Genomic DNA, 16767 nt, shown 5'->3' on the forward strand with positions numbered 1-16767 from the left:
CAAGAATGGAAGCTTTATCTTATTTTGCTGCGATTTTAACAATTTCCACAACAAATTCAGTTACTTTCACAAGATCTTCCACTTTAATCCGCTCATTGGTCGTATGAATCTCCTCGTAGCCAACTGCCAGATTAACGGTAGGGATTCCATACCCTGCAATCACATTGGCGTCACTGCCTCCGCCACTCTGTTCTAATTTACTTTCTCTGCCGATTGCTTTTGCAGCTTCTCTGGCAACTTCAACCACCTGATCTCCCGCTTTAAAATGATAGCCGGGATAAGCGATTGCTATCTTTACATCAGCGGAACCGCCAAGCTCTTCAGCAGCCTCTTCAAAAGCTGCTTTCATTTTCTCGACCTGTTTTTCCATCTTCTCTTCAGACAGGGAACGTGCCTCTGCTAAAATTTCTACATGATCTACAACAATATTTGTCTGTTTGCCGCCCTCAAAGCGTCCGATATTAGCAGTTGTTTCCTTATCAATACGTCCCAAAGGCATTTTAGAAATAGCTTTAGAGGCAATCGTAATGGCAGAAACACCTTTTTCCGGCTCCAATCCAGCATGTGCTGTTTTGCCGGTTATGGTTGCATGGATTTTCGCCTGCGTAGGTGCAGCCACAACAATATCACCAACGTTTCCATTACTGTCTAGCGCATATCCATAACGAGCATCTAACTTCGAGGAATCTAACGCTTTAGCGCCTACCAGACCAGATTCTTCTCCTACAGTAATAATAAATTGAATCTGGCCGTGAGGAATATTGTTTTCCTGAAGCACTTTAATCAGCTCAAACATGGCAGCTAAGCCTGCTTTATCGTCTGAACCTAGAATTGTCTCTCCCTCTGAAGAAATCACGCCATCTTTAATAATTGGATGTATACCCTTCCCGGGAACAACCGTATCCATATGGGAAGTAAAATAAATAGCATCCGCACCGTCTTTGGTTGCAGGCAATGTACAAATTAAATTTCCTGCACCATGACCTGTCTGCTCTTTTGCATTATCTTCTTCCACCTGCACACCTAGAGCTTCCATTTTTTTGGTTAAAACCGATGCTATCTCTCTTTCGAAACCTGTTTCAGAATCTACCTGCACAAGTTCTAAAAATTCATTAACTAATCTTTCTTCATTCACACTCATTTGCGTAACCTCCTACCTTCTAGGCTACTATATTTTCTCTTTTTTTTACAGTAGAATGAATTGGAGTCTAAGTTTCTCTCATCCGTTAATTAAAATCCGGAAGAACATTTTAAGAAAAACCATACGATTAGCTTGTCGGATGAATCATTTCACGTTAAAATAGCGGTAGATGATATCGGATTCTAAAGGGGGATATTTCATGGCAGCAAAGCAATCTGTGCAAAAAAAGCGTTCAAAACGTGAACGCCGCACGAAAATGATTATCTATTTCATGGTCGCTCTAATGCTTATTTCAGCAATTACAGCTGGACTGGCTGCATTTGTTTAAAAATAAAAGGCTGTGCCAAAATGATTATTTCATTTTGGCACAGCCTTTTGATATGGTTCCAATCTTATGTAAAAAGGAAAAGCTAAGCTTCTTTTTTCCTTTTCTTCCAAGGCGTTACGTCACTTTTTTTGAATTTATTTTTTATAATCAAGTACTCTTCTATTTCATGTAATAATTGAAATAAGTGCGCCCTTGTTTCAAACGCTTCTCTCGTTTCCGGTAACTCCTCCGCGTGAAATTCCCGCTTTAATTCTTTTAACTGCTCTAAAAAAGTAATTGCTGTATTTCCTGGATGGACAGCTTTAGATAATCGCTCAAAGAAATCTGCAATCTCAAGGGCAATATGATCTGTCTTTGGAAGATGCGTAACAAGCGGAAGCATTTTCTTCAACAGCTCAAACTGTCTTTCTCTCATCCTAAAATAATTATAATAGGTATGCTCATTTCGTAATAAATGGTTATCTCTATCCCGGATAACTAACTGTTTTGCTTCAGCCAGGATATCCTCTGTAGCTGCTATTTCTTTTCCTTGCCACGCGTCATTTTCATCCCGGATATACAAAGAATATTCATATAGAATACGGCTGAAATTCTTTTCTAACTGTGCTTGCAGCTTCTTTAATTTATTATCCAAGCTTGGCATATAAATATTCAACAGAAGTCCTACCCCCAGCCCAATGGTAATTAGAACGAACTGCTCGCCGACCAGAGAAAGTGTTACACCTCCAGAGCCATATAAATTCAGCATAACAACGGAACTGGATGCAATTCCTGGAGTTGCTTTTAATCTAACCGTTGCTGGAATAAATAAAAGAAGCAGTAAAAATATAGAAATTGTATGATAGCCTATTAATTCAAAAATAACACATGAAAAAACAACGGCTGCTGTACATGCAATAAACCGCTGCCACGCACTTAAAAAAGAAGATTTTCTCGACGGCTGGATACAGAGAATCGTTAATATTCCAGCGGAAATAAAATTTGAAAGACCAACCCATTGTGCCAACGAAATTGCAATGGGAGTTCCGATAGCAGTTTTTAGGGTACGATATCCAATTTTCACCCTTTATAAACCTCCTGATATAAGAATACACAAAGAAGGCTGCCTGATGACAGCCTTTTAATATCTCTTATACTTCTTCGCAATATTGATCAAACAGGCCTTGAAGCTTCGCAGATACTTCCATGGCGCTATGTCCTTCAATCTCATTCCGCTCTACCATATCAAGGATTTTTCCGTCCTTAAGCAATGCGAAACAAGGAGAGGATGGCGGATATCCTTCAAAATAAGTTCTTGCCTGCTCTGTCGCTTCTTTATCCTGTCCGGCAAACACCGTGACTAAGTGATCTGGACGCTTATCATAATGAATCGCATTCCCTGCTGCTGGACGGGCTACACCGCCGGCACAGCCGCATGTTGAATTCACCATGACAAGTGTAGTTCCTTCACGAGTCAGCGCGGCATCTACTTCCTCTGCTGTACGTGCTTCCTCATAACCTGATTCTGTTATATCTGTTCTTGCAACGTTAACAACATCCTGCATAAATAAATCGAAATCCATTGTACTTCACCCTTTTTACTTAAAATATAATTATAGCTTATCAGCTAGCAGTTAAAAATTCAATCTATTCGTGTTGGCTTAATAAAGGGTTATAGTTGAGTCGTTCATCCCTTCAAGGATTTCTTTCACACTAGATAAAAATCTTCCGCATACAAGACCGTCTAAAATACGATGGTCTAAAGAAAGAGATAAATTCACCATATCGCGGGCAGCAAACATATCATTGATAATGACAGGCCGTTTTACGATAGATTCGACTTGTAAAATCGCTGCTTGCGGCGAATTGATTACTCCCATTGACGAAACCGAACCAAAGGAGCCTGTATTGTTGACAGTAAAGGTACCGCCCTGCATATCCTCCGGTGACAGCTTACCCTGACGTGCTTTGGATGCTAAGGTAGTAATATCACGGGCAATGGCTTTAATCGTTTTTTCATCTGCATGCTTAATAACTGGAACAAATAATTCTTTGTCTTTCGCCACAGCAATGGATAAATGTATATCTTTTTTCTGAATAATTTTATCTCCGGCCCACATGCTGTTTAATTCAGGAAATTCTTTTAAACCTTGAGCCACAGCTTTTACAAAGAAAGCAAAAGGAGTTAACGAAAAGCCTTCCTGCTGCTTAAATGATTCCTTTACACTGTTCCGGTATTTTACTAAATCTGTAACATCTACTTCCACCTGCATCCATGCATGCGGGATTTCCTGTGTGGACCGGACCATATTCTCTGCAATTACTTTCCGGACACCTTTTACAGGGATTTCAATATCTCCTGCTGCGCTTTGGATACTTTCTTTTTGCGCAGCAGGTGTTTCTTTTCCAGCAGCAGTATCTGATTTCTTTTCTTGTGAAGGGGCTGGTTCTTCTTGCGCAGAAGCACTGCTTCCAATGTGTTTTTCCACATCTTTTCTGGTAATTCTGCCTCCTCTGCCCGTTCCTTCGATTTGGTTCAAATCAATGCTGTGCTCTTGAGATAAACGTAGTACTGCCGGTGAATATCTTTTTTTCATAGAGCTTTCTGTATTTTCAGCATGCTCAGCTGTGTCCTTTTCCACTGTATTTGTTTCTTTTTCAGGAGCTGCTTCCGCATCCTCTGAAGCGGCTTGCTCTGTCTCTATATAACAGATTAGGGAACCAACTTCTACCGTTTCCCCTTCTTCTGCTGCAAGCTCTGTTATTTTACCTGTATAAGAAGATGGGATTTCGGCGTTTACTTTATCCGTCATCACTTCAGCAATCGGGTCGTATTTATTCACTTGATCCCCGACGGAAACCAGCCAGGTACTAATCGTTCCCTCTGTTACACTCTCACCAAGCTGAGGCATTGTCATTTTTTCCACACTCATATTTCTACCTCCAATTAATATTCTGCAAGGTCACGCATTGCTTTTTCCACTTTATCCGGATTTAACATAAAGTATTTTTCCATGGACGGTGCATAAGGCATTGCCGGAACATCCGGACCTGCCAGGCGTTCAATAGGTGAATCCAGGTCAAATAAGCAGTTTTCCGAAATAATTGCAGCCACTTCACTCATTACACTGCCTTCTTTATTATCCTCTGTAACAAGCAAAACTTTTCCAGTCTTACTGGCTGCCTCAATTATAGCTTCTTGATCTAACGGATATACCGTACGTAAATCAAGAATATGCGCATGAATGCCATCTGCTGCTAATCTTTCCGCAGCCTGCAATGCAAAGTGAACACAAAGTCCATAAGTGATGACAGTAATATCATCCCCTTCTCTTTTTACATCTGCTTTACCGATTGGCAGAACATAATCCTCTTCCGGAACCTCTTCCTTTAACAGACGATACGCACGTTTATGTTCAAAAAATAGAACAGGGTCATTATCTCGGATTGATGCCTTTAATAATCCTTTCGCATCATATGGATTCGACGGCATAACAATTTTTAATCCCGGCTGATTCGCAAACAATGCTTCTACTGATTGGGAATGATATAAAGCACCATGTATCCCGCCGCCGTATGGAGCACGGATGGTTATCGGACAATCCCAATCATTATTGGAGCGATAGCGTATTTTGGCTGCTTCGGAAACAATCTGGTTGACCGCAGGCATAATAAAATCTGCAAACTGCATCTCAGCAATCGGCCGTTTCCCATACATAGCTGCACCGATAGCAACACCGGCAATTGCTGATTCCGCTAATGGGGTATCTAATACACGTTCTTCACCAAACATATCGTACAGCCCGTCTGTTGCTTTAAATACGCCGCCCTTTTTCCCTACATCTTCCCCAAGAATAAAGACATTCTCATCTCTTTGCATTTCTTCCTTTAAAGCTTTTGTAATTGCTTGTATATAAGACATCACAGGCATGATTATTCCCCTCCCTTATCCAATTCCTCATAAACATACTTCAACGTATCCTCTGGAGCTGCATATGGGGCTTCTTCTGCATATTCTGTTGCTTCATTAACAAGTTTATTGACTTTATCATGAATTTCTTTTTCTTTGGCTTCATCCATTATTTTCTTTTCTTTTAGCTTTTCAGCAAACGTAACAATGGAATCCTTCTTTTTAGCTTCTTTTACTTCATCCATTTCACGATAAGCACTGTCATCATCATCACTGGAATGGGCAGTAAAACGATAGGTTACCGCTTCAATCAATGTCGGCCCCTCTCCTTTTACCGCTCGTTCTCTCGCTTCTTTTACAGTTTGATACACAGCTATCGGATCATTCCCGTCCACAGTAACTCCCGGCATGCCATAAGATGATGCCCTCTCTGAAACCGTTTTGCTGGCTACCTGCTTATCATACGGAACAGAAATAGCATACTTATTATTTTCCACCATGGTGATCACCGGCAGCTGATGAACACCGGCAAAGTTTAATCCTTCATGAAAATCACCCTGATTAGAAGAGCCCTCTCCTAATGTCACAAAGGTCGCAATATCCTTTTTATCCATTTTCGCTGCTAATGCAACGCCTACTGCATGAGGAACCTGTGTTGTTACTGGAGAAGAACCGGTTAAAATACGATTTTTCTTCTGTCCGAAATGACCAGGCATTTGACGTCCGCCTGAATTTGGATCCTCAGCTTTGGCAAAGGCAGATAACATTAATTCTTTTGCTGTCATTCCAAAGCCTAATACAAGACCCAGATCCCGATAGTACGGAGCGGTATAATCGACCGTTCGATCCAGACCAAAGGCCGCTCCGACCTGTGCTGCTTCCTGTCCCTGACAGGAAACGACGAATGGTATTTTCCCCGAGCGGTTTAACAACCACATTCTTTCGTCAATTTTTCTTGCTAATAACATCATTTCAAACATTTCTAAAGCCATCTCATCACTTACATTTTCCCAAGATGTTTCTGTCATTATTTTTCCCTCCTTCAGCCATTTCACATGATGACATCATGCAGACTGCCCAGATAGTTTAACCATGAATTTGTAACCCGTCGACTGCCAGTGCTGCTTCACCGATAATTTCTGATAAGGACGGATGCGGGTGAATAGTCTGGCTGATTTCCCATGCTGTTGCGTCGAGCACTTTTGCTAATCCAGCTTCTGTTATCATATCTGTCACATGGGGACCAATCATATGAACCCCAATTAAATCCTGTGTCTTTTTATCTGTGATTATTTTGACAAAACCATCTGATTCACCATAAACCAATGCCTTTCCTACTGCTTTAAATGGGAACTTGCCGATGACAAGGTCATATCCTTCTTCTTTGGCCTGTGTTTCCGTCAAGCCGACACTTGCAGCTTCCGGACTGGCATAGATACAGCTTGATACCGTCTGGTAGTCTATCTCTTGGGTATATTCCCCTGCCATATGCTCCACAGCAGCAATTCCCTCATGGGAAGCCACATGAGCCAGCTGCATGCCTCCAATAACATCGCCAATAGCGTAAATATGTGATTCTTTTGTTTGATAAAACGCGTTTGTGTCAATCGTATGATTAGAAATTTGAATTTCCGTATTCTCTAAACCAATATTTTGGATATTCGCTTTTCTGCCGACAGATACAAGCAGTCTGTCAGCTTCAAATCTTTCTTTTTTATCACCGATTACTGCTTCTATCACGATGCCGTTATTTTTTTCTATTGTATCCGTCTGAACATTGGCTCCGGTTATAATATTGACGCCTCTTTTTTTCAACTGTTTTTCCATCTCTTTTGCGATATCTTTATCCTCTGTCGGCAAGATTTGCTTTTGAAATTCCAAGACGGTTACATCAACTCCAAAATCGTTTAGCATGGAGGCCCATTCGATGCCAATAACTCCGCCGCCTACAATAAGCATTGATTTAGGCAGGTCCTTCATTTCTAAAGCTTCATTTGAGCTGATGAGGTACTCACCGTCAAAGTCCAGACCAGGTAATGTATTCGGCTGCGATCCGGTCGCAATTAAAACATTTTTAGGAAGCAGCATATCATTTTCATTTCCATTTTCATATTCAACAGAGATAGTTCCAGGCATTGGAGAAAAGATACTTGGTCCAAGAATGCGGCCGAACCCTTGATAGACATCAATCTTTCCCTTTTTCATTAAACCCTGGACACCTTTATGCAGCTGTTCAATAATCTCATTTTTTCTCTGCTGGACTTTTGAAAAGTTTAAGACTGGTTCGTTTACCTCTACTCCGAATGCATCTGCTTTTTTTGTCTGCTGAAAAACCTCTGCACTGCGAAGTAATGCTTTAGAGGGTATGCAGCCTCTGTGTAAGCAGGTCCCTCCCAGCTCAGATTTCTCTACTATTGCCACTTTCATGCCTAATTGAGTGGCACGAATAGCAGAAACATAGCCTCCTGTTCCGCCCCCTAAAATGACTAAATCGTACTCAGTTGCCATCTAATTTGCCTCCTCTGCAACATATATCTTTTCTTTCTGGGTATTGTTTAAAACCTCTAATACGCCCTCATTCATCGCTTCTAAATCATTTTTACCAGGAAACACCATCACATCGGCAATCCAATTGACTCTTGGAATAACCGCATCAATAACAAAATCATTTTCATTGATTTTTCCAGTAAAAACAATGCCATCTACTTCTCCATGCAATACCGTGCTCATTGCTCCAATTTCTTTAGCAATCTGGTATGCCTGTGCCTCAATTACTTCTTTCGTATACTGATCACCTTTCGTCAGCCGGGAACGGATGATGGAAGGGTCCTCTGTATGCAGATATGCTTTGATTCCCCCATCCTGCTGGACATGATTCCACAAAAAATCTTCATCTGTAGTGTATTGTTCAGATAGATAAGTCAGAAATCCTTTTAACGGTATACTGCCGGATCGATCGATAGTAAACGGACCCTCTCCGTCTACGCCATTCGTTACATCAATAATTTTGCCGCTATGATGGGATGCAATGGTAATCCCTCTTGCAATATGAATGGAAATGAGCTTTAACGAATGATAGGCTGAACCAATTTGTTTTGCCGCAATCCGGCCGGCATGACGATGATTTAGCGAATGAAAGATACTGGCTCTCTCTATTTCCGGTATACCTGTATATTTTGCAATGGTTTGCAGTTCATCTACTACCGGCGGGTCAACAATATATGCTTGTATATTTAAATTCTCAGCAATTTCATGGGCTAGAACAGCTCCCAAATTGGATACATGTTCCCCGTAAGCATTTGTTTTTAAATCATATAGCATCGCGTTATTCACTTTATACGTTCCGCCGCTGATTGGACGCAATAGTCCTCCCCGCCCGCATACACTAATAAAACGTGATGTATTCATTCCATCCAAATCAAGCTGTTCAAATATAGCCTGCTTTCTGTACGGCACTTGCTCCATCAGCTGTTCAAAACGATGCAGTTCATCTTCGTTATGTGAAATTTTTTGCTGATATAAAAGATGATTTCCTTCAAATACACCGATCGTGGTGAAATACAAGTCGGGGTAGATAACTAAAATACGACCACGTTGATTCACAAAATACCCTCCAATATGCCGTTCTTCCAAAGCTGTAAATGATAAGTACAACAGTAAATTTCTATTGTCGGCGATCTAAAATATTTCGCTCATTTGTAAGAAATTGACTGCGTGATTGTTGTTTTGCTTGAATTCTTTCCTCAGCCAGACGATCAGCCGCAATATAAGTCGGTACCTGATCACGATTAGAAATGGCAAAGACCTGCTCCAGATTTTTATAGATGCGCTGTACATTATGTAAAGCGCGATCGCGATTGTAACCAACCAGTTCATCTGCAACATTGATTACCCCGCCTGCATTGATCACATAATCAGGAGCATATAAAATTCCTTTTTGATGCAGAATATCTCCATGTTCATGACTCTGCAGCTGATTATTAGCCGAACCTGCAATTACTTTAGCTTTCAGCCTCGGTATCGTATGATCATTAATGGTTGCTCCAAGTGCGCAAGGAGCATAGATATCGCATTCCACATCATAAATATCATCTGGATCGACTGCTTTGGCATTAAAATCATTTTCCGCACGCTTCACAGCTTCCTTATTAATATCTGTAACAACTAATTCTGCGCCCTCTTCATGCAATAATTCGCATAGGCTGTAAGCCACGTTTCCGACTCCTTGAACTGCAACAACTTTGCCCTCTAAAGATTCTGATCCGAATGCTTCTTTTGCAGTTGCTTTCATCCCCTGATAAATTCCCCATGCAGTAACAGGGGAAGGATTGCCGGCAGTTCCGCTGTAGGAGGACAATCCCGTTACATATTCTGTTTCAAGCGCAATTTGATCCATATCTGATTCATTCGTTCCTACATCCTCAGCAGTGATGTATCTTCCATTCAAGCTTTGGATATAACGACCGAATGCACGGAACATTTCCGGATTCTTATCCTTTTTGGGATCTCCGATAATTACTGTTTTTCCGCCGCCGAGATCTAAGCCGGCTGCCGCATTTTTATATGTCATTCCACGAGCTAAACGCAGTGCGTCTTCGATAGCTTCTGCTTCTGAACGATACGTCCACATTCTGGTCCCGCCTAATGCTGGTCCTAATGTCGTGTCATGAATGGCAATAATAGCCTTTAGCCCTGATTGTTTATCCTGACAGAAAAGTACCTGTTCATAATCGTATTTTTCTAAGTAACTGAAGATTTCCATCTTAACCCCTCCTGTAATACATCGTGATTCACTAATCATACATACTTATTTAAAATGACAAATGAATCCAACTCCTGAATGGTATGCTATTGTAATACATTTGTCAGTATTCCCTATTTACCACGGAGAACCCTCCGTAAATTTTCCACAGCATGATATACCTGCCCTCCCTGCAAAATGTTGCAGACACCTTATTCAAGCTGATATTTTTCAAGCTTATAATACAAATTGCGGACAGATATTTGTAACGCTTTTGCTGTCTTTGTCTTGTTTTTATTACATTGCAGATACACTTCCTGCAAGTATTTTTTTTCAAAACGATCTAACGCTTCCTGTAATTTTAATGGTTTATCTGTCTGTACCATATCCGGTCCTGCTGTCATTTCTTTCGTTTGCAATTTAGGCAAATGAGATACTTCAATCTGCTCCTCCATGTTGCCGATAAATATCATGGAATGACTGATAACATTAGCCATTTCCCTGACATTCCCCGGCCAATGATATGCCATTAGTTTTTTTAACGCTTCATCCGATATCTTTTGCACATTTTTTCCATATTCTTCGTTCAGCTGATGGATGATATGCTCCACCAACTCAGGGATATCCTCCTCCCGTTCCTTTAGCGATGGGATGGATATTGGAAGTTTATTAATGAGATAATAAAGATCTTCACGAAATTTCTCATTCATCACAGCCTTCTCCAGATTTGTATTCGTTCCGGCAATCACGCGGACATCAACCGGCACCGAATTGGATGCGCCGACTGGAGTGACTCTGTTCTCCTTGAGTACATGGATTAATTTTTCCTGGATTGATAAAGATAATTCACCAATTTCATCAAGAAAGATGCTTCCATTGTTCGCCTGTTCAAACAGACCTTCCTTTTTTTTCAAATGTTCTGCCTGCTCCTCTGCCGAACCAAACAGCTCTTTTTCCAGCATTGGTTCTGACAATGCAGCACAGTTCACACGAATAAATTTATTAAATTTCCGATCACTTTCATGGTGTATTGCATGGGCGAATAATTCTTTGCCGGTGCCGGTTTCCCCTCTCAAAAGAACAATAGCCGGTGCTTTCGCAGCTACTTTTGCCTGTTCTAAAGCAAGCTTCATTTCGGATGAGTTACCAATAATATCATCGAATGTATACCTTGCTTCCAAATTACGGATGATTTGTCTGGCACGCTTTAACTCCCTTGTCACAGATTGTAATTCACTGACGTCATGGAGCACGCCAACACTGCCTTTTATCTTTCCTTGTACAATCACCGGCGCCCCGTTAACGATAACATCTTTTTTTGACGGTCCGACCTTCATATGTACACCGCGAACAGCACGCCGGTTTTTTAAGACCTTCATGTGCACACTGTCCCCTTCAGATATATCTACTGTTGCCGGCTTCCCTATTACTTCCTCTTCGGTCAGACCAGTGATTCTCGTATAGGCGGGATTAATAATTAAGCCTTTTCCATGCTCATCCACCACACTGATTGCCTCATCCGAAGATTTAATAATGGCTTCCAGCATGGTTTTGATTTCATTTAAATCGGTATTTTCTTCTGCTAATTGCACTACTTCCGTAATGTCTTTAAAAACAGCAAAGGCTCCCACTAAATCTCCTGTTTTATTAATAATGGGGATACGTGAAGCAATCACTTTCTTGCCATTATCTAAAATTGTCTTTTGGTTTAACTCTTTTCTTTGACTCCTTAACACGTGAGATAAACGGCTTGTTTTGAGTAAATCTTTGATATGCTTCCCTTTGTAGTCTTTTTCTTTTTTGCCGAGAATTTGTTCCGCCCGGCGATTCAACAGCTGAACCTGTTCCATTTTATTGACAACAATCATGCCGTCATTCATATGGTTTAAAATTAATTCCAAACGGCTCGCCTGTACTTTTACCTCATCTGTTAAAACAGTTTTCTCATGAATTAATTCATAAATAATATTGGCTACAGAACCAGGGATGATAATTGTCTTTCTTGGAAACAGCTCAATCATCTTTTCAAATAATTCCTCTTCGCCTGTTACGTTAATTACAATATCAATGTCATGGTGAATCCAATCTTTCCACTCTGTACTTGTATGAACATCCATTTCTTCCGCAAGCTTCATAGCAGGAGCGTCTGCTTCCTTGTCAACGATTGCACAAATCTGCATGCTTTTTGTTTCTTTAAACAGGCGGAATAATGCTGTACCACCTTTACCAGCGCCGACTATCAGAATTTGCTTCATACTTTTCATCCACCTTGAATTTATTTGCACAGTTTCATCATACGATACCATGCATAATTTAGCAAATGAATTCTATTTCTATTTTTCGACGTATTTTGATATACTTATAATGAAGTTTTAAGAAATTGTTTGATTAAAAATAAAGAGGCATCTGAACGGACAGAAGATTGATGAATGATTGCAAGTATATCTATAAAGGAGCAGGAGTTTTTATGCAAAGAAACCTCGCTTTAATCATCCTATTTATTCCAGGGGTGGTTGCAGCTTTTGGTATTAAATTGATGCGGGATACGCTTTTTGATACATTTTATCCATTTTTTATTTTTGGAAGCATTCAATTTATTGTTGGTTTAATTCTTTTTCTCGGCGGTTTGTTATTCCTTGGCGGCTTTATTGTCTACAGAGACAGGAAGAAGCGCAGTCAAGAAAAGGAATCAGCAAGCTGATCTATCCTGTTTCATTGAAACGGGATTTTTTCATTTAAACTACATTTCCGCTACACTGTTCATGCTTGCAGTGATACTAAAAATGGAATTTGATTCATCCCTGCTAAACACTTGTTTTTCCTTCTAAATGGCCTAAAATGGTAAACATTTGTCCAGCAAAGAGAATAAAAATGGTATTTTCGTTATTTTTCTTTCTTTTTTTCATTTTCCTCTTTAATTTAACAGAAAATATGTTATATTAGTAAAAATAAAAAATACCACGCACTAAAAATCTTCGTAACTAAAATAGCTAGTTTATAGTGGGAATTTTGAAATGGGGTATCATGTAAATGAAAGTAGCAAAATTTGGAGGAAGTTCTGTAGCAAATGCAAAACAGATTAAAAAGGTAGCGAATATCATTAAGTCTGATTCCTCCCGAAAAGTGATTGTTGTATCTGCACCAGGGAAACGCTTCTCAGATGACGTAAAAATGACAGACTTATTAATCGAGCTTTGTTATGCAAAACAGCAAAATCAAGATCATGATTTGCAGTTACAAAACATCATGGTTAGATTTCAAGAAATAATAGAGGATTTGAGCCTTGACCAGTCTATTTTAGAAGATATTCAGCAAACCATTGAAAAGTATCTTCAGTTTGATATATCACCTATGGCACAGCTTGATGCTTTAAAATCCATCGGTGAAGACAGTTCTGCTAAAATCGTAAGTGCTTATTTAAAGCATTTAGGCTTAAATGCAAGCTATGTCAATCCAAAAGAGGCTGGAATTTTTGTCAGTAATGAACCTGGAAATGCTCAATTATTGCCGGAAAGCTTTTCTAGAATTTATAAACTCAGAGAACGCGAAGGTGTATCTGTCGTCCCCGGATTCTTTGGTTATACCGAAAATAATGATTTAGTTACCTTCTCCCGGGGCGGTTCCGATATTACTGGAGCTATCTTAGCTGCAGGTACCAAAGCAAGCTTGTACGAAAATTTCACAGACGTTGATTCAGTGTTTGCGGTAAATCCAAACTTTGTAGAAAATCCTAAAGATATTACTGTTCTAACATATAAGGAAATGCGGGAATTATCTTATGCCGGCTTTTCTGTATTTCACGACGAAGCGCTTATCCCGGCTTTTAAAGAAGAAATCCCGGTCTGTATCAAAAACACCAACAACCCGGAAGCGCCCGGCACAATGGTTGTTGCAGAAAGAGATTCCACAGATCAATGTGTAGTAGGCATAGCAAGCGACGTCGGCTTCTGCAGCTTATACGTCAGTAAATTCCTGATGAACCGGGAAGTCGGGTTTGGCCGAAAGCTGTTAAATATTTTTGAAGATGAAGGAATCTCCTTCGAGCATGCACCTTCTGGAATTGATGATATGTCTGTTATTTTCAGAGATCATCTTTTCACACCTGAAAAGGAACAGATTGTTATCGACCGAATCCGCAATGAGTTGCATGTGGATACCGTAAGTATTCATCGCGATCTGGCTGTTGTTATGGTGGTCGGGGAAGGGCTGGTAAATACAATCGGTGTTGCCGCTAAAGCTACCGCATCTTTTGCTAAGGCTGGTATCAATATTGATATGATTAACCAGGGATCTTCGGAAGTATCCATGATGTTCGGTGTTCACGCAGTGGATTTGGAAAAAGCGATTCAGTCACTGTACAAAGAATTTTTCACAGAGGATGAATCCAATTTAACTTTCCCTTCTGCAGCCGCAAGAGGCCATCAATAATAAGCAAATATAAGGCATCGCCCAGGAACGGAATCCCCGCTCCTAGGCGATGCTTTTTTTTTGAAACAAATCCCGTTATGCAAACGTATAATAGCTATCTACTGACAGAAAGGTGTTTTAGTTATGAAAAATGCTAAAAAAATCACCTCCTTACTTGCAATATCTTGCATGCTTTGTATTATAGCCGGTCCGTTAGGTATTTGGATGGTATATCAAAAAGCAGCATTCCCAGGAGAATTATCAGCAAGTGGAATAGAAATAAATGAATCCTTCTCGCCGGCAGACAATCGTAAAACCACAGAAATTTGGGCCTACCCGGTTACAACCGACGTAAATGAAGTACACTGTGCTACAGAAAAAGATAGTAAAGAGGTTTCTTTGGATTATAAAAATACGGAAGCCGCTTTTTCAGATACAGAGGTAACTCATCTTTTTACCAACGATAACGAGTACTCTCATTTTGACCGCATACAATGTCGGGGCGGCGGCTTAGAATCCATTTACATTTCCTCTCACTTCTCTGATCAGACGGCACATCGTTTTATTTTTGCTCTCTCTATAGCTACGCCTATTTTAACCGGATCTGGATTTATCTTATATCGCAGGAATCAAAAGTAAACAAATAAAGAAACGCAAGCAGGTTGAAGCACGAACTGCTTGCGTTTCTTTATTTACAAGAGCAATAAAAAACCATTCCATCATATTTTTTCGAATTATTCCACGCATCCAAAATCTGTCCCTTTCACCCAAAAAAAGGTACTGCCCTAGAACAAAAAGTCTATGCACAGTACCTAAACAGCTGTTATTTATTAATGTTTAAGAGATAGTAATTCTTTACGTCTGAATTAATAGTTCGTCAGATACTGCTCGCGCTCCCATGGGTGCACAGTTGTACGGAACATATCCCACTCAATATCTTTTGCTTCAATAAAGTGTTCAAATAAATGCTCTCCTAAAGATTCAACAAGCACTTCATCCTGCTCAAGCAAATCCATTGCTTCTTTTAAAGTAGACGGTAAATCTTTCACACCATTCTCTTCGCGCTCTGCTTTATTCATAACATAAATGTTGCGGTCGACAGATTCTGGCACGTCTAACTTTCTCTTAATGCCGTCTAAGCCAGAAGCTAATAGTACGGATAATGCCATATACGGGTTAGCAGCCGGGTCAACACTTCGTACTTCTACACGAGTACTTAAACCGCGTGAGCTCGGGATACGGACAAGCGGGCTGCGGTTAGATGCAGACCATGCCACGTAACAAGGCGCTTCGTATCCGGGTACAAGACGCTTATAAGAGTTGACTGTAGGATTTGTTATCGCTGTAAAGTTTGTCGCATGATCAATAATGCCGGCGATAAACTGATAAGCTGTCTGACTTAGTTCTAACTCCCCTTTTGTATCGTAAAATTTATTTTCTTTTCCTGAGAAAAGGGACATATTTACATGCATTCCTGATCCATTCACTCCAAATAATGGTTTCGGCATAAATGTAGCGTGTAAATTATGCTTTCTGGCAATGGTTTTTACTACAAGCTTAAAGGTTTGAATATCATCTGCATGCTTCACTGCATCCGAATATTTAAAATCAATTTCATGCTGTCCAGGGGCAACTTCATGGTGAGATGCTTCAATTTCAAAGCCCATTTCTTCCAGCTCTAATACAATATCGCGTCGGCAGTTTTCACCCAGGTCTGTCGGCGCTAAGTCAAAATAACCGCCATGGTCATTCAATTCCAGTGTAGGTTCTCTGTTTTCATCCAATTTGAATAAGAAGAACTCCGGCTCCGCACCAATATTAAATGCATCAAATCCTAATTCCTCCATTTTTTTCAGGTTGCGTTTCAGGTTATAACGCGGGCAGCCTGCAAAAGGAGTACCATCCGGATTATAGATATCACAGATAAAACGCGCCACTTTTCCTTTTTCAGAAGTCCAAGGGAATACAATGAATGTATCCAAATCAGGATGCAAGAGCATATCTGATTCTTCAATACGGACAAACCCTTCGATGCTGGACCCGTCAAAAGCCATTTTATTATCTAATGCTTTGTCAAGCTGGCTTAAAGGGATTTCAACGTTTTTAATGGTTCCGAGCATATCTGTAAACTGCAGACGGATAAAACGTACATTCTCCTCTTTAATCTGTGTAATAATTTCTTCTCTGGTTAATTTCTTAGCCATTTGTTCTCCTCCTAAAAATTCATTTAAGTATGAAAAGAAAACCTCCACTACACTGTC

Annotated in this window: 15 protein-coding genes; 4 read left to right on the forward strand and 11 right to left on the reverse strand. The window is 40.2% G+C overall.

Features of this window, described 5'->3' with window-relative positions:
* Positions 1 to 19 precede the first annotated feature (19 nt).
* Complete coding sequence (locus ACW0TQ_RS05570; protein ID WP_042534270.1) at positions 20 to 1141, reverse strand: M20/M25/M40 family metallo-hydrolase; 1122 nt, start codon at positions 1139 to 1141, stop codon at positions 20 to 22.
* Between the two features lie 199 nt (positions 1142 to 1340).
* Here ACW0TQ_RS05570 and ACW0TQ_RS05575 point away from each other — a divergent pair, with 199 nt between their 5' ends.
* Positions 1341 to 1469, forward strand: a complete 129-nt coding sequence (locus ACW0TQ_RS05575) for a DUF4044 domain-containing protein (protein WP_139089138.1) — start codon at positions 1341 to 1343, stop codon at positions 1467 to 1469.
* An 82-nt stretch (positions 1470 to 1551) separates the two neighbouring features.
* Here the strand turns inward: ACW0TQ_RS05575 and ACW0TQ_RS05580 are convergent, their stop codons facing one another.
* The 9 genes from ACW0TQ_RS05580 to ACW0TQ_RS05620 form a co-directional block, all read right to left on the reverse strand.
* The gene (locus ACW0TQ_RS05580; protein ID WP_042534272.1) at positions 1552 to 2532 is read right to left on the reverse strand and encodes an aromatic acid exporter family protein; all 981 of its coding nucleotides are present in this window, start codon (positions 2530 to 2532) and stop codon (positions 1552 to 1554) included.
* A gap of 67 nt (positions 2533 to 2599) precedes the next feature.
* Entirely contained in the window at positions 2600 to 3031 is a 432-nt protein-coding gene (locus ACW0TQ_RS05585; RefSeq protein WP_042534274.1) for a BrxA/BrxB family bacilliredoxin, read from the reverse strand.
* 78 nt (positions 3032 to 3109) lie between these two features.
* Positions 3110 to 4381 carry a dihydrolipoamide acetyltransferase family protein gene (locus ACW0TQ_RS05590; protein ID WP_042534275.1) on the reverse strand — a complete coding sequence of 424 codons (1272 nt, stop codon included), beginning with the start codon at positions 4379 to 4381 and terminating at the stop codon, positions 3110 to 3112.
* A 14-nt stretch (positions 4382 to 4395) separates the two neighbouring features.
* Positions 4396 to 5379, reverse strand: a complete 984-nt coding sequence (locus ACW0TQ_RS05595; RefSeq protein WP_042534277.1) for an alpha-ketoacid dehydrogenase subunit beta — start codon at positions 5377 to 5379, stop codon at positions 4396 to 4398.
* A 2-nt stretch (positions 5380 to 5381) separates the two neighbouring features.
* Positions 5382 to 6386, reverse strand: coding sequence for a thiamine pyrophosphate-dependent dehydrogenase E1 component subunit alpha (locus ACW0TQ_RS05600; RefSeq protein WP_256704734.1), 1005 nt, complete (start codon positions 6384 to 6386; stop codon positions 5382 to 5384).
* A gap of 58 nt (positions 6387 to 6444) precedes the next feature.
* Entirely contained in the window at positions 6445 to 7866 is a 1422-nt protein-coding gene (gene lpdA, locus ACW0TQ_RS05605; RefSeq protein ID WP_042534281.1) for a dihydrolipoyl dehydrogenase, read from the reverse strand.
* Positions 7867 to 8961 carry a butyrate kinase gene (buk, locus tag ACW0TQ_RS05610; RefSeq protein WP_256704736.1) on the reverse strand — a complete coding sequence of 365 codons (1095 nt, stop codon included), beginning with the start codon at positions 8959 to 8961 and terminating at the stop codon, positions 7867 to 7869.
* 61 nt (positions 8962 to 9022) lie between these two features.
* Positions 9023 to 10120: a Glu/Leu/Phe/Val family dehydrogenase gene (locus ACW0TQ_RS05615; protein WP_256704737.1), complete on the reverse strand. Its 1098-nt coding sequence runs from the start codon at positions 10118 to 10120 to the stop codon at positions 9023 to 9025.
* Positions 10121 to 10311: 191 nt separating this feature from the next.
* A complete protein-coding gene (locus tag ACW0TQ_RS05620) occupies positions 10312 to 12354 on the reverse strand; it encodes a sigma 54-interacting transcriptional regulator (RefSeq protein WP_256704738.1) in 2043 nt (680 codons plus the stop codon).
* A gap of 212 nt (positions 12355 to 12566) precedes the next feature.
* On the opposite strand from ACW0TQ_RS05620, the gene ACW0TQ_RS05625 reads away from it, so the two are divergent.
* From ACW0TQ_RS05625 to ACW0TQ_RS05635, 3 genes are all read left to right on the forward strand, one after another.
* The gene (locus ACW0TQ_RS05625) at positions 12567 to 12800 is read left to right on the forward strand and encodes a DUF2627 family protein (protein ID WP_368901233.1); all 234 of its coding nucleotides are present in this window, start codon (positions 12567 to 12569) and stop codon (positions 12798 to 12800) included.
* A gap of 329 nt (positions 12801 to 13129) precedes the next feature.
* Positions 13130 to 14527, forward strand: coding sequence for an aspartate kinase (locus tag ACW0TQ_RS05630; RefSeq protein WP_455725408.1), 1398 nt, complete (start codon positions 13130 to 13132; stop codon positions 14525 to 14527).
* A gap of 123 nt (positions 14528 to 14650) precedes the next feature.
* Positions 14651 to 15145, forward strand: coding sequence for a hypothetical protein (locus ACW0TQ_RS05635; protein WP_455725409.1), 495 nt, complete (start codon positions 14651 to 14653; stop codon positions 15143 to 15145).
* Between the two features lie 227 nt (positions 15146 to 15372).
* Here ACW0TQ_RS05635 and glnA read toward each other — a convergent pair whose 3' ends face one another.
* On the reverse strand, positions 15373 to 16710 hold the full coding sequence (glnA, locus tag ACW0TQ_RS05640; protein WP_042534295.1) for a type I glutamate--ammonia ligase: 1338 nt from the start codon (positions 16708 to 16710) through the stop codon (positions 15373 to 15375).
* Positions 16711 to 16767: the final 57 nt, after the last annotated feature.

This window comes from Oceanobacillus sp. M60 (assembly GCF_053839645.1).

Excerpts from the sequence above, each read along its gene's own strand:
- ACW0TQ_RS05570 (WP_042534270.1), bottom strand. The coding sequence starts at position 1,141 with ATGAGTGTGAATGAAGAAAGATTAGTTAATGAATTTTTAGAACTTGTG.
- ACW0TQ_RS05575 (WP_139089138.1), top strand. The coding sequence starts at position 1,341 with ATGGCAGCAAAGCAATCTGTGCAAAAAAAGCGTTCAAAACGTGAACGC.
- ACW0TQ_RS05585 (WP_042534274.1), bottom strand. The coding sequence starts at position 3,031 with ATGGATTTCGATTTATTTATGCAGGATGTTGTTAACGTTGCAAGAACA.
- ACW0TQ_RS05590 (WP_042534275.1), bottom strand. The coding sequence starts at position 4,381 with ATGAGTGTGGAAAAAATGACAATGCCTCAGCTTGGTGAGAGTGTAACA.
- ACW0TQ_RS05595 (WP_042534277.1), bottom strand. The coding sequence starts at position 5,379 with ATGCCTGTGATGTCTTATATACAAGCAATTACAAAAGCTTTAAAGGAA.
- ACW0TQ_RS05600 (WP_256704734.1), bottom strand. The coding sequence starts at position 6,386 with ATGACAGAAACATCTTGGGAAAATGTAAGTGATGAGATGGCTTTAGAA.
- lpdA (WP_042534281.1), bottom strand. The coding sequence starts at position 7,866 with ATGGCAACTGAGTACGATTTAGTCATTTTAGGGGGCGGAACAGGAGGC.
- ACW0TQ_RS05615 (WP_256704737.1), bottom strand. The coding sequence starts at position 10,120 with ATGGAAATCTTCAGTTACTTAGAAAAATACGATTATGAACAGGTACTT.
- ACW0TQ_RS05620 (WP_256704738.1), bottom strand. The coding sequence starts at position 12,354 with ATGAAGCAAATTCTGATAGTCGGCGCTGGTAAAGGTGGTACAGCATTA.
- ACW0TQ_RS05625 (WP_368901233.1), top strand. The coding sequence starts at position 12,567 with ATGCAAAGAAACCTCGCTTTAATCATCCTATTTATTCCAGGGGTGGTT.
- ACW0TQ_RS05630 (WP_455725408.1), top strand. The coding sequence starts at position 13,130 with ATGAAAGTAGCAAAATTTGGAGGAAGTTCTGTAGCAAATGCAAAACAG.
- ACW0TQ_RS05635 (WP_455725409.1), top strand. The coding sequence starts at position 14,651 with ATGAAAAATGCTAAAAAAATCACCTCCTTACTTGCAATATCTTGCATG.
- glnA (WP_042534295.1), bottom strand. The coding sequence starts at position 16,710 with ATGGCTAAGAAATTAACCAGAGAAGAAATTATTACACAGATTAAAGAG.